The sequence below is a fragment of the Tautonia sociabilis genome (genome assembly GCF_003977685.1).
In the GTDB taxonomy this organism is placed as follows: domain Bacteria; phylum Planctomycetota; class Planctomycetia; order Isosphaerales; family Isosphaeraceae; genus Tautonia; species Tautonia sociabilis.
The window spans coordinates 200,133-213,771 of record NZ_RYZH01000002.1 but is presented as its reverse complement, the minus strand read 5'-3'; the positions used below and the strand labels follow the sequence as shown (position 1 = coordinate 213,771).

General features: G+C 67.5%; 9 protein-coding genes. 5 read left to right on the top strand and 4 right to left on the bottom strand.

The window, feature by feature from the left end; translation table 11 throughout:
- The first annotated feature begins 16 nt into the window (after positions 1-16).
- From coxB to TsocGM_RS02005, 5 genes are all read left to right on the top strand, one after another.
- Entirely contained in the window at positions 17-1,078 is a 1,062-nt protein-coding gene (coxB, locus tag TsocGM_RS02025) for a cytochrome c oxidase subunit II (protein WP_126723647.1), read from the top strand.
- Positions 1,075-2,754 carry a cytochrome c oxidase subunit I gene (ctaD, locus tag TsocGM_RS02020; RefSeq protein WP_126723646.1) on the top strand — a complete coding sequence of 560 codons (1,680 nt, stop codon included), beginning with the start codon at positions 1,075-1,077 and terminating at the stop codon, positions 2,752-2,754. The genes coxB and ctaD overlap by 4 nt, the downstream gene beginning before the upstream one ends.
- Complete coding sequence (locus tag TsocGM_RS02015; protein ID WP_233578174.1) at positions 2,747-3,421, top strand: cytochrome c oxidase subunit 3; 675 nt, start codon at positions 2,747-2,749, stop codon at positions 3,419-3,421. The genes ctaD and TsocGM_RS02015 overlap by 8 nt, the downstream gene beginning before the upstream one ends.
- Positions 3,418-3,846, top strand: coding sequence for a cytochrome C oxidase subunit IV family protein (locus TsocGM_RS02010; protein ID WP_126723645.1), 429 nt, complete (start codon positions 3,418-3,420; stop codon positions 3,844-3,846). The genes TsocGM_RS02015 and TsocGM_RS02010 overlap by 4 nt, the downstream gene beginning before the upstream one ends.
- Before the next feature lie 267 nt (positions 3,847-4,113).
- On the top strand, positions 4,114-5,607 hold the full coding sequence (locus TsocGM_RS02005) for a glycosyltransferase family protein (RefSeq protein WP_158633337.1): 1,494 nt from the start codon (positions 4,114-4,116) through the stop codon (positions 5,605-5,607).
- A gap of 24 nt (positions 5,608-5,631) precedes the next feature.
- Here the strand turns inward: TsocGM_RS02005 and TsocGM_RS02000 are convergent, their stop codons facing one another.
- The 4 genes from TsocGM_RS02000 to TsocGM_RS01985 all read right to left on the bottom strand — a co-directional run bounded on the left by TsocGM_RS02000 (position 5,632) and on the right by TsocGM_RS01985 (position 13,583).
- Positions 5,632-8,364, bottom strand: a complete 2,733-nt coding sequence (locus TsocGM_RS02000; protein WP_126723643.1) for a protein kinase domain-containing protein — start codon at positions 8,362-8,364, stop codon at positions 5,632-5,634.
- 307 nt (positions 8,365-8,671) lie between these two features.
- The gene (locus tag TsocGM_RS01995) at positions 8,672-9,829 is read right to left on the bottom strand and encodes an FIST signal transduction protein (RefSeq protein WP_126723642.1); all 1,158 of its coding nucleotides are present in this window, start codon (positions 9,827-9,829) and stop codon (positions 8,672-8,674) included.
- Positions 9,830-9,908: 79 nt separating this feature from the next.
- A complete protein-coding gene (locus TsocGM_RS01990) occupies positions 9,909-10,526 on the bottom strand; it encodes an EF-hand domain-containing protein (protein WP_126723641.1) in 618 nt (205 codons plus the stop codon).
- Positions 10,527-10,655: 129 nt separating this feature from the next.
- Positions 10,656-13,583 (bottom strand): ATP-binding protein, encoded by a 2,928-nt coding sequence (locus TsocGM_RS01985; protein WP_261341614.1) that lies wholly within the window; start codon positions 13,581-13,583, stop codon positions 10,656-10,658.
- Positions 13,584-13,639: the final 56 nt, after the last annotated feature.

Here is a 13,639-nt window from a genome sequence, read left to right as displayed (position 1 = left end):
GAGAGACGATGATCCCATGTGGGACTTCCCACTCTTCCCTCAATCCGCCTCGACGCACGCCCCGAAGGTCGACGCTGTCTACATCGGGCTGATGATCGTCAGTGCGGCGTTCACCCTTTCCTTCGCCTTCTTCGTTCTCTATTTCGCCGTGAAATACCGGCGGGGATCGAGGGCTGATCGCTCCGGCATCCAGGACTCGAACCCGATCGCCGAGGCCGTCTACATCACGGTGCCCACGCTTCTGGGCATCGGCCTGTTCGTCTGGGGGGCCCTCGTCTACTTCGAGCTGGTCTCCCCCCCGGGGGACGCGGTCGACATCTACGTCATCGGCAAGCAGTGGATGTGGAAGGCCCAGCATCCGGAGGGGAGTAAGGAGATCAACGAGCTGCACGTCCCGGTCGGCCAGCCGGTTCGGCTGGTGATGACCTCTCAGGACGTGATCCACAGCTTCTATATTCCCGCCTTCCGCGTGAAGCAGGACGTCTTGCCAGGCCGCTACACGACGTTGTGGTTCCAGCCGACGAAGGTCGGCCGCTATCGCCTCTTTTGCGCGGAGTACTGTGGCGCCGAGCACTCCCGGATGGGGGGCTGGGTCACCGTCATGGAACCGTCCGAATATGAGGAGTGGCTCGAGGGCAGCAGCGAGCAGACGGGGATGGCCGTCGCTGGCGAGGCCCTCTTCCGCCAGTACCACTGCAGCGGATGCCACGGCGGCAACTCGACCGTCAAGGCTCCTCCCCTCGAGGGCGTCTTCGGCGGCCCGGTCCCGCTGCTGAACGACCCGGCCGACCCGAACAGCGGGGTGAGGATCATTCAGGCCGACGAGCGCTATCTCCGGGATTCGATCCTCCGGCCGAAGGACGAGGTCGTCGCTGGCTACGAGCCCCTGATGCCCTCCTTCGAGGGCCAGATCCCCGAAGAGGACATGCTCAAGCTGGTCGCCTACATCAAGTCGATCGGCCGAGGCCGCACGACCCGGCCGACCACCGACCGCGGGATGCAGGACGGCGAAGGCGCCCCGTCGAACATCACCGAGATCATGGGAATGGGTACCGGTAACGGAGGCGACGCGCGATGAGCCACGAACCCCAGGCCGACGACCCCCGCCTGGTCGAGGAGTCGGATCCCAAGCTGGGTTACCTCGGCTCCGACTTCTCGATCAAGTCCTGGCTGCTGACGACCGACCACAAGCGGATCGCCCTCCTGTACCTGGCGTCGATCACCTTCTTCTTCATCTTCGGCGGCGTCGCGGCGTCGCTGGTCCGGATGGAGCTGATGACGCCCCGGGGAGACGTCTTCAACGCGCCGGATGACTACAACCGGACGTTCACGATCCACGGCGTGTTCATGGTGTTCTTCTTCCTGATCCCGGGCGTCCCCGCGGTGCTTGGGAACTTCCTGCTGCCGTTGATGATCGGGGCAAGGGATCTGGCCTTCCCGAGAATCAACCTGCTGAGCTGGTACATCTACATGCTCGGCGGGCTGTTCACGATGTACGCGCTCGTGGCCGGCGGCGTCGACACGGGGTGGACCTTCTACACGCCGTACTCGACGATGTTCTCCAACACCCAGGTGATCGCCGCGGCCCTGGGAATCTTCATCGTCGGCTTCTCGTCGATCCTGACGGCCCTGAACTTCATCGTGACAATCCACACGATGCGGGCCCCCGGGATGACCTGGCTCCGCCTGCCACTGTTCATCTGGGCGCACTACGCGACCAGCCTGATCATCGTGCTCGGCACGCCAGTGCTGGCGATCACGATCGTCCTGGTCGCCGTTGAGCGGGTCTTCCGGGTCGGGATCTTCGACCCAGCCTACGGAGGCGACCCACTGCTGTTCCAGCACCTGTTCTGGTTCTACAGCCACCCGGCGGTCTACATCATGATCCTGCCGAGCTTCGGCGTGATCAGCGAGATTGTCACTGCCTTCGCCCGCAGGAAGATCTTCGGCTACTCGTTCATGGCCGGCGCCCTGCTGGCGATCGCGGTCCTCGGGTTCCTGGTCTGGGGACACCACATGTTTGTCTCCAGCCAGTCGATGTACGCCGGCCTGATCTTCTCGGTCCTCAGTTTCCTCGTCGCCGTGCCCTCGGGCATCAAGGTGTTCAACTGGACGGCCACCCTGTACAAGGGATCGGTCAGCTTCCGGACTCCGATGCTCTACGCCCTCGGGTTCATCGGCCTGTTCACCATCGGCGGCCTGACCGGGCTGGTCCTGTCGACCATGGCGACCGACGTGCACGTGCACGATACCTACTTCGTCGTCGCCCACTTCCACTACATCATGGTCGGCGGCATGGTGATGGCCTACCTCGGCGGCCTGCACTTCTGGTGGCCGAAGATGACCGGGCGGATGTACTCCGAATTCTGGGGCGCCTTGTCGGCCCTGACCGTCTTCATCGGCTTCAACCTGACGTTCTTCCCTCAGTTCATCCTCGGTTACATGGGAATGCCCAGGCGATATTACGAGTATCCCGAGGAGTTCCAGGTGCTGAACGTCATGTCAACCGCCGGCGCCTCGATTCTCGCGGTCGGCTACCTGATGCCGCTGATCTACCTGCCGATCTCCCTGCTGATCGGTAAGGTCGCCAACGCCAACCCCTGGGCGGCCTACGGGCTCGAGTGGACCACCGCCAGCCCCCCTCCGACCCACAACTTCGAAGAGATCCCGATCGTCACCGGCGGGCCCTACGACTACGAGTTGCAGGATCGCGCCGACCAGCAGCGCGAAGTTCAGGAGCAAGGCATTGTCTAGCGCCACCGCCCCCGCCCACGACAATACCTTCGGGCAGGATGATACGTACCTGTATCATCACTTCGACGACCTGCATCAGCAGCATGAGAGCTCCTCCCTGGGGATGTGGGCCTTCCTCGCCACGGAAGTCCTATTCTTCGGGGGGGTCCTCGGAGCCTTCGCGATCGTGCAGACCCTCCACGCCCCGGCGATGCGCGCGGCGAGCCACCACCTCGACGTGCTGCTCGGGGCCATCAACACCGGCGTCCTGCTCTGCTCCAGCCTCGCCATGGCCCTGGCCGTGCGGGCCGCGCAGCTCCGGCAAGACCGACACACCGTCTGGCTGCTCATCGCCACCATCGTGCTCGGCTCGGCCTTCCTGGGCATCAAAGCCTACGAGTGGATTCACGACTACCACGAGGAGCTCGTCCCGGGGCTCAACTTCAATCAAGAGCGTTACCCCGGCCGCCAGATCCTGTTCTGGTCGTTCTACTTCACCCTCACCGGCATCCACGCCCTGCACATGGTCATCGGCATCGTGATCATGGCGATCATGGCCGTGCTGGTCTGGAGACGGTGGTTCACCGGCGGCGGCGCGACCCAGATCGAGATGCTGGGCCTGTACTGGCACTTCGTCGACATCGTCTGGGTCTTCCTCTACCCGATCCTCTACCTGATTAACAAATGAGCCAGCACGTCTTCACGATCAAGACCAACTTGATCATCTTCGCCATCCTGATGGTCCTGCTGGTCGTCACCGTCGGGGTCGCGTACCTCGAGCTGGGCGTCCTGGAGATCCCGATCGCCCTGACGATCGCGGTGGTCAAGGCGGTGCTGATCATGTTGTACTTCATGCACCTGAGGTACAGCAGTCGGCTCACCTGGCTCTTCGCCGGATCGGGAACCCTCTGGTTGTTGATCCTGCTCGCCTTCTCCTTATCCGATTTCCTGAGCCGCGGCTGGATTTCCCCGATCGTGACCCAGGAGCCGTCGCTCGACACCGCCTCCGCCTACTTCGGCGGGCTTCCTGATCCCGATACCGGGCTCGTTCTTTCAGACCCGGAGGAGGCCCATGGGGATTCCGCCGATGGGGAGACCTCCTCGGCCCATTGAACCGAGCAATCACATCAGGGGCGCCCCCTCTCGGTTTCCTCGACACGCCTGATGGCCGGTCGGCCCTTGCCCGACCGGCCGATTCTCCCCCGCCGGAGGCCTGGCGAGGCGATCCGGAGTGTGCGGTTGCCCCCAGCCTCGCGCCTCGCCCTGCTTCGGGACTCGAGCCAGGAGCGTCGCCCTCGGGGTCCAGGATCGATGGAACTCCCCGGTCCATGCGATCACCCGCCTCCCCCGTGGTCCGAACTCATCCCGCCGGATGCTCGGGTGGTCCTGGAGGTTGGCTGTGGGGAAGGCCTCTCGGCCGAGGCGTACCGCCGCCGGAATCCTGGCGTGGTCTACATTGGGATCGAGCCCGACCAGGGGAAGGCCGTCCAGGCCTCGCGTCGGGTCGACCGGCTCGTGGTCGGACCCGCCGACGCCCTCCTCGGCCCGACTCCATGCCTGGCCCCGGCCAGCGTCGATTGCCTGATCCTGACTCGGCTGATTGACGGTTGCCCGGCTCTCGACCGGACCATCGATGAGGCGTGTCGGCTCCTCGCGACCGATGGCGTCCTGCTCGCCTGGACCGCGCTCGCTGGGGACGTGGCTGATCGCTGGCGAGCGCGGTTCGAGCCTCGCGGGATGTGCCTCGTCGACCTCGAGCCCTGGGAGCCCGGCCGGGCGCCCTTCGACGACGGCGCCGCGTGCCCGGAACCCCACCGAACGCTCCGATCGATTCTCCGCCTGGTGCGTTCCGATCGGCAGCCGAGCCGGCTCCTCCTTCAGACCCTCGCCGCCACTCCGATCTGCTCCCGAATCCGCACGGAGGAGCCGGATCGCGCCCTCCGCACGCTCCCGGGAGTTCGGACTCGGACCGATTATGCCGTGGCGCCGCTGCTCGCCGAGCGGCCGGGAGAGGCCCGGGTGTTGATCCTCCAGCGGAGTATCCTCGGGAGACGAGACCTGGAGGGAATCCGACGGTTCCGCCAGGCCGGATACTTGATCGTCTCCGAATGGGACGATGATCCGAGCATCTTCCCCGAGGTCGCGACGCAGGAGGCGTTGACATTCCGCGCTTGCCACTGCGTCCAGACGTCGACCCAGCCGCTCGCCGAGGTGCTTCGGGCCTTCCATCCGGTTGTCGCGGTCTTCCCCAACCGAGTCTTCGAGCTGCCTCCGCGAGTCCTCCGCCGTGCCGAGGGCCCGGTGTCGATCGTCTTCGCGGCGCTGAACCGAGAGAACGACTGGGCCGAGATCATGCCCGCGCTCCGGAGGGTTCTGGTTGATGTCAAAGACGCGGTCCGGGTCGATGTCGTCCACGACCGGGCCTTCTTCGACGCCCTGCCTCCCGTCCCGAAGACCTTCCGGCCGTTCCTGCCCTACGCCGATTACGTCGCAGTCCTTCAACAGTCCGACATCGCGTTGCTTCCCCTCATGCCCAGTCGGTTCAATCGGTGCAAATCGGACCTGAAGTACCTCGAATGTGCCGCCCTCGGCGTTGCCTGCCTCGCGGCGCCCACGGTCTACGCCGACTCGATCCGACACGGCGAAACCGGGATGGTCTATCGCTCTCCGTCTGAATTCGAGGCGATGCTCCGACAGCTCATCGCCGATGCCGCGCTCCGGCAATCGCTCGCGTCGGCCGCGTACCGGGAGGTGGCTCGCAGCCGGATGCTTGGACAGGTCTTCCGAGAACGATATCTATGGTATGAGCAAATGATTGCTCGTCTTCCGGAACTCGACCGGGATCTCTGCGATCGGGTTCCCGAGCTGGCCTGAACGCGGAGGGGAGATCGGCGGCGGTCATGCCCGAACGGTGGAGTCAGCTTCCTCTCGGAATTCCTTCAACGCGGAGTCGCTCTGGGGCAAGAGCCTCATCCAGTTCACGGCTCGGGCGTAGTGGAGCTCGGCGGCGTCCCGGTCGCCAAGCTTCCAGAGGGTCATCGCGAGGACGAACCAGTCGAAGCCGTTGCCGCCGTCGCTGAGGTCCATCGAGGTCTGGAGCGAGGCAAGGGCGTCCTTCAGCCTCCCGGCGCGGTAATAGGCCACCCCCAGCGTGTTCCAGTAGCTGGCCACGGTCGGATCCAGGGCGATCGCGCGTTCGGCGAGTCGGATCGCCTCGTCCGGGTCGCGCCGGGAAGGGTCGGGGCTGGTCGCCAGCAGCCAGGCGAGGTTGTTCACCACGTCGGCCCGGTCGGGAGTCACCTCCAGGACCTTGCGAAAGAGCCGCTCGGCCTGTTCATGACGGTCGATCTGGATGAGGAAGACGCCGGCATGGACCATCAGGTCTGGATTCCCCTTGTCCTCTTCCAGGGTCGACGTGACCAGCGCGATGGCCTGCGATTCGTCGCGCACGGAGGGATCGGGGCACGAGGCGAGGGACCAGGCCAGGCTCATCGCCGCCGCGGACGCCCTCTCCTGGAATTCCAGTCGATCCGGATGGGCGGTGACCAGTTGCCGATAGCAGTCCAGCGCCGAGCGATCCGAGGCGATCGCATCGGCAAATCTCCGATCGTTCCGCTCCAGCTTCCCTTGGATCAGCCGCTTGAGGGCCTCCGCCTGCTCGATGGTGCCGGGAGGGACCGGGGCGATTCGACTGCGGTGGGCGAGCTCGTCGGCCAGCGCCAGCGCTCTGGCCAGCGCCCGAGAGGAGCGTTCGGAAACCTGCTGGTCGGGGACTGGTCGCCCGAGGTCGATCAGGTACGCGATCAACGTGAGACGATCCGCCGCTGAGCCCTGGCGGGCGACCTGACGCTCCTGCTCGACGACAGCCTCCTCCAGCAGTCCGATGGCATTCTTTCGGTCGCCGGCCACCAGCAGCAGGGTCCCTAGGCGGTTCAGGACGTATGCGACCTCGGCCGGCCGGTCATCGCCGAGGGTCGTCCTGCCATCGCCGGGGGAGCGATATCGGGCCAGCGCTCTCCGATAGCAAGCGGCTGCCTCGCCTCGGTGGCCAAGCCGGGCGTGGATGTCGCCGGCCTTCCGGAGCGCGATCGCGGTCCGGGGGGCGAGCGACGGGTCGTCCTCCGCCTCTTCCGCGAACCGCTCGTAGATCCCCAGGGCTGTCTCCAAAAGGCGGCGGCGGGCCTCGGCTTCCTCCGAGTTGGGCCCGATTCCCTCGGCGACCTGGTCGTAGAGGTCGTCCGCCATGTCGTAGAGTCGAAGGCTCGTGGCGCTGGCCCGAGCGGCGTTCTCCCGGGCGCGGCGGCTCTCCAGGGCCAGCAGCATGATCGTCGCCGACTGGGCGAGCAGGGCCAGGACCATCAGAACCCCCGCCGTGAGCACTGCCGGCTTGTGCCGCCTTGCCCAGCGGGTCAGCCGCTCGGAGGGGGAGGGGCGGCGGGCCCGAATCGGCCGGTCGTCCCGGAACCTTCTGAGGTCCTCGGCCAGCTCGGCGGCCGAGCCGTACCGGTCGCCGGGCTCCTTGGCCAGCGCCTTGAGGATGATCGTCTCGAGGTCTCTGGGAATGCTTGGATCCAGCTTCCGAGGCGCCTGGGGGGATTCTCGCTGGATCTTCTCGACCAGCACCGACGGGTCGCCTCCCTCGAACAGCGGCCGTCGGGTGAGCAATTCGTAGAGCGTCGCGCCGAGGCCGTAGACATCGGCCCGGTGATCCACGGAGGAGTGCCTCCCCTTGGCCTGCTCGGGGCTCATGTACCGGAGCGTTCCCAGCAAGTCTCCCGACCGAGTCAAGCTGGTCGTCGCCTGGATGCGGGCCAGGCCGAAATCCGTGACCCAGAGGTGCCCCGATCCATCGACCAGAAGGTTCCCCGGCTTGATATCGCGGTGGAGCACGCCGAGCGAATGGGCATGCTCCAGCGCCTCGGCAGCCTGGATGCCGACGGAGGCGACAAAGTCCGAAAACGGCCCCATGTCGGTCGGGTCGACCGGGATGGCCTCGTCCATCTCCGCAGGCCGATCGTCGATTCGAGGATCGTTTCGCCAGCGCCCGATCAGGCTCGCCAGCGAGCACCCCTCGATCAGCCTCATGGCGTAGTAATGGGTCCCGCGATCGGTCCCGAAGGCATAGACCGGTACGATGTGCTCATGTTGGAGGTAGGCCGCGGCCTGGGCCTCGGTCTTGAACCGGCGGAGCTGCCTCGGGTCGAGGGTCGCGGCAAACGGCAGGACTTTCACGGCGACCCGGCGGCCGAGCGACTGCTGCCACGCCTCGTACACGATCCCCATTCCGCCACGACCCAGCTCCCGGCCGAGTCGGTACTCCCCCAGCAGCACCCCCGCCGGCGGCTCCTCCATCGCGATCGGCCCATCCATGGTTTCGGATGACCCGCCCCCCGTGCCAACCTTCCCGATGACCTCGTGGATCACCTCCATCCCCTCGAGGCACCCGGCCAGCCGCGAGGCGATCTCAGGATGCGCCTCGAGATATGCGTCTCGACTCGGGGCCTTTCCCGCCTCGACCGCCTCGAGGTAGTCCTCCAGGGCTCGGATCAGTCGAGGATCGTCTTCGGAGGTGGGGAAGGAGGAGGCGACCGACCCTCGATCGAGTCGCTCCTGGGCGCGCAACCCGGCCATAACTCCATCTCCGGCTTGGGCTTCGAATCGGAGTCACCCTCCGGGGCCTGCCTGCCCCGGCCTGACCGCCGATCCCTCGCGTTTGACCCACGTGCGGACGATACTCCGAAACTATTCGAGGGGTCGAGTCGATTCTTTAGAAAAATCTCCGGGATGGGGTCGATTCACGCGATCACCCTTCAATCCATGATTGGGTTCAAACACGGGATCTCCTCGGACGGTTCCTTGGGGATCGTGGGAGTGAGGTTCGAGTCTCGGTTGCGTGCTCCTGGGTGCTGGAGCGTGAGCCGCCGCGGTCGAGCGGTGCTCAGGACGAACCGGCCTGGAACAAGGCGATGCTGGCCGTGAAGCCATGCACGTAGTTTCGACCGCCGACCGGGCCGAGTTCTCCCATCGCGAAGAAGCCGCAGACCGGCACCGGGCCGAGGTGCTCGGTCAGGACCCGGGCGTCGTGGTCCGGGGAGGGGAAGAGGCGGGTCCCCCGGCCGTTGCAGGAGAAGAGCAGGGCGCCGACGGGGGAGGGGGAGATCGGGGGGTCGAGCAGGGCGTGGAGGTCCTCGTCGGCGGTTTCGGCATCCCGGACGTGGAACTGGACCGTCTGGCCGACCCGGACCAGGTCCGAGACGGCGATCCCGCCGCGGGGGTCGATTCCCATCACGTTGCGGACAAGGAAATCGCCGCGGCCGAACTGCTCGCGGTACTCGCTCATCACCCGGCCCAGGTGCAATCCCTTGCGGGCTCGGGCGCGATCCTCTGGGGAGAGTTCGTCGAGCAGCTCTCGGAGCACCTCGACCGCCGGGCGACGGCCCAGATCGAGGATGATATTACGGTCCGCCCGCGTCACGATCATCGGCCGGCCGATCGGCCGGCACCCCTGGCTGACGACCGCTCGGACGGCGATCGGCCCCTCCAGGAGCACGCCGACGGCCCCAACGGAGACCAGTTCGTCGTCGACGACCAGTCGATTCCCCCCGGGGGAGTGGGAGGCGCTCGCCATGCCTCCCACGACGGGCAGGCCCGGGGCCCGCTCGTTCACGGCGGTCAGCCAGTCGTCGGCGGAGAACGAGAACGGGTCGCCGAGCAGGATCATGGCTCGGCTTGGCGAGGCTTCCCCTTCGCCTTGGATCGGCAGCCGGTCGAGATCCGCCGGGCCGGTCGCCCGGAAGGTGTGAACTCCGGCCCCGGGAGCTCGGATCGACCAGAGCGCCAGGGCGGGGCCCGATTCGATCTCTCGGCCTTCCCCGACGATCGTCTCTCCCGAGCAGCCGATCACGTGATCGGCAAGACCGCCCTGTCGGATGCGGTGGGAGAGTGTTCCAAGGGCATCCGCGTGCTCGGCCGAGGCGAAGGCCACGGCGAGGTCGGCGCGGGTCGTCCCCATCGCCTGCTCAAGCCGATCCAGTACCTCCTGGCACGCCCTGTCCGGGTCGGCGACGGTGGAGAGGGCGGCGCTGACGGTCGCCATCGGAAACCTCCGAGGGGCGAGGCGGAGGGAATCGAGCGTCTCCCGACCGGGTCGATTGTAGCCGCCTCGTCCACGAGCGTCAGGTTTCCGGGTCGATCGGCGACGGGGCCCCCGAGCCCCGCCCCCGACCGCGATCCGGCACGGAGGGACGCCGGGGCGAGTCGGGGAGCGGCGGTCCGGTTCGGGCCCGCATCCGCTGCGCTCGAGCCTCTTGGGCGCGACGGAGCTCGTTTTGGGAGAGAAGGCCGTCGCTGTCGGAATCGAGCCGGTTGAACAGGACGGAGGAGCCGGGGAACTCGTCTCGGCCGAGGGCACCGTCGCCGTTCCGGTCCAGGGAGCGGAGCGCGGCACCGTTGAGACTCGCGTTTGTCCCCGGAGGAGGCCCGAGCGCCCGGAGCGTTGCCAGCAGGGCTCGGAATTCGGCCCCCTCGAGTCGGCCGTCCCTGTTGGCGTCGCCATGCTTCAGCAGGGTCTCGAATGCCTCCTGGCCCTCTTCCGGGACCTCTCCCCGGTCGATGGCCTGGTCGCCGTTCGCGTCGAGCTGGGCGAAGATAGCGCTCACTCGGGTCCTCAACTCCTGCGGCCGGGCCCTCTGGGGAGGCGATTGCGGCGGCTGCTGCGCCCGGACCGGGGACGGGACCCCGATCGGTAGCAGGCAGAGGGCGGCGGCGACGGCCCGGATCGTTCGGTCGAGCATGTCTGTCTCACTCCTCGGGAGGGGGGGAGGAGGTCGCGACCACTCCCGCCGGACTCTCAACGGCCATCCCCCTGACAGATGGAACCACTCCCGGGACCGCTGGTATCGCGATTGAGGGTGAACGCGGGGTCAGGCTGGGGCCAGGAGCAACTGCTGGAGCACCTCGAGCAGCCGGTCGAAGTCGATTGGCTTGGAGAGGATGCCGCTGACGCCGAGCGCTTCGAGCTGCTGGCCCCGCTCATCGAGCACGTCGCCGGAGAGGATGAGGACCGGGAGGTCGCCCAGCCGGTCGTCGGACCGGAGCCGACGGAGCACCTCCAGGCCGTCCATGCGGGGCATCATCAGATCGAGCAGGACCATGGCCGGTCGCTGCTGGGAGAGCATCTCGAGCGCCTCGGGTCCGTCGCTGGCGGAGACGACGTCGAAGCCGGAGAGCTCCAGCAGATGGCACATCGGCAGTCGGGTCGTCTCATCGTCCTCGACCAGCAGGAGGCGGGGCCTGCCCGGGGCCGGGGAGTCGCCTTCCCTGTCCGCGTCGTCGGCGAAGCAGGGGGAGCGGGGGGGGCCCGGTAGCGGGGTGACGGGGAAGAGGGCGTCGAACCGACTCCCCCGGCCGGGGTGGCTGACCACATCGATGCGCCCGCCGGCGGCCTCGACCAGCCGTCGGCAGATCGCCAGGCCGAGTCCGGTCCCCTTCGATCGGTCTCGTTCCGGGTTGCGGAGTTGGGCGAACTCATCGAAGATCTGGCCGATCTGGGCGTCGGGGATCCCCGGTCCCGTGTCCTCGACGCGGAGCACCAACCGGCCGTCGCTCGGGAGCACGGCCGTCACCCGGACGGAGCCGGAGTCGGTGAACTTGATGGCGTTGCCGACGAGGTTCGTCAGTACCCGGCCGAGCTTCACACGGTCGGCCCGGATCCAGGAGCAGGGGCCATCAAGCTCCCAGGAGAACTCGAGCCCTTTCTGCCGGGCCGCCAGGGCCATTGGGCCGAGGGAGGAATCGAGCCAGTCCTGGATCGGGAAGTCGACCGGGTGCTGGACCAGCTCGCCGGAATCGAACGTGGTCAGGTCGAGCAGGTCGCTGACCAGCTCCGCGAGGTTCCCCGAGGCGCGTCGGAGGTAGCCCGAGAGCCGGGCCAGTTCGTCGTCCCTCGGCAGATCGTCCAGCCGACGAGACAGGGCCTCGGCCAGCAGGTTCAGGGCGTTGACCGGCGTCCTCAGGTCGTGGCTGATCGCGGAGAGGAAGCGGGACTTGTTCCGGGCCGAGCGTTCCGCGGCATCCCGGGCCATTTGCATCGCATCGGCGGTCCGCTTCCGGGCCGTGACGTCGACAATCAGGGCCAGGGCGCCGATCGGCTCCCGGGAGGAGGTCATCAGCGGCTCGAACCGCCACTCGAGGTACCGGGTCGACTCCTCGCCGCTCTCCTCGGGCCAGGGCACGTTGTTCTGGGCGTGAGGCTCCTGCTGCAGGGCGCAGCGGCGGACGGCGTCCCGCAGGCTGGGGGAGTCGGCGAACAGCTCCTCGGCCGTCGCTCCGATGATCCGGGAGCGCGACCTCCCCAGGATCCGCCAGGCCGGGCCGTTGCAGGCTCGGCAGCGGCAATCCGGATCGAAGTAGGCCACGCCAACCGGAAGATGATCGAGCAACGCCTTCAACTGGGCGGCTCGGGTCGACAGGTCGGACTGCAGCTCGCTGCGATCCGTGATGTCCTGATAGGTCGAAATCGCCCCGCCGTCCGGGCCGGGAAACGGGCAGGAGATGACCTCGACGATGCGGACCTTGCCGTCCGGCCGGCGGATCCGGATCGTCTCTCGGACCTCCTCACGGTGCTCCAGCGCCCGGCGGAGGGGCTGGCGCTCGACGGGGATCGGCTCGCTGTGCGCGTCAAGCGTCGGGACGAGCCGGAAGAAGTCCTCCAACGACATCGGGGCGGGATCCGAGAGGCCCAGCAGCGCCCGGCCGGCCGGGTTGATGAGCGAGACGCTCGGGTCGCTGCCGGTGATCAGGACCACGCCGATGGGAATCAACTCCACGATCGTCTGGAAACGCCGGTGCTCCTCCTCGGCGTCGACCCGGGCGGCCAGCTCACCCAGCAGCAGTTGCACGTCGTTGAGGGAGCCGGAGATGATCGACGAAACCCCGAGCAGGCCGTCGAGGAGCTCCTCGCTCGGATCCGACCGCATCCCGACCACCAGGATCCCGTGCCGCTCGCCGGCCAGCGCCAGCGGGAGGGCGATCAAGGCTCGGAGGCCGTACCGCTCAACCCAGGCTCGATCGAATCGGTCATCCCGGCCGAGATCCTCCACCAGGAAGTGCATCCCGCTCCGGGAAACCTCTCGGACCTCAGGGGGAAGGGACTCGTCGTCGATCGGCGGTTCGTCCCCGAGGCGGATGCCGCGGCCAGGTCCGCCCGAAGCGGCGATCCTGTACCTCCCCGACTCCCGATCGAGGAGCCAGACCCGGGCCAGGCTCGCCTGGAAGTCCTCGATCGCCGTCTCGACCGCCGTCGCCAAGACCAGCTCCAGACTCGGTCGGGTGCCGAGCCGGTCGGTGATCCTGGCCGTCATCCGGAGGTAGTCGAGCAGCGCACCCCGGCCGCGATCGGTCCGAAGGGCATCCACCGGGCGAATCGTCAGGACCGTCCACTCCTCGCCCGATTCCCCCGGGAACGAGCCCAAGGAGTACTCGACTCGGATCGACGAGCCGTCCGGCCTCAGCAGCCGGGCTCGATCCCAGGAGGGCTGTCCCCCCACCCCCCAATGGACCGGATCTCCGAGCCGATGCAGGAGCTCTCCCGAGTGGAGCCCGATCAACGACGATCCCGGACGCCCGCTCAGGCGCTCGGCCCGACGATTGACTTGCATGATCCGGCCGGCCAGGTCGGTCACGATGACCGCATCAGCCATCGCGTCCAGGATCGATTGCCGGGCCGGCGCTCCCGAGCACTGCAAGGCGAACCCTCCGTGTTCGTCCGTCCCCGCCCGGATGGCGGCCGAACCACCGGCAACCCGGTCGGGGTCGAGATCGAACGGTCGGGGCGCCGCGGGCCGTTTCACTCGCGAGCAGACCGGGACGAACTGATCGCCGACTCGCCCCGGGATGGAGCCGGGGG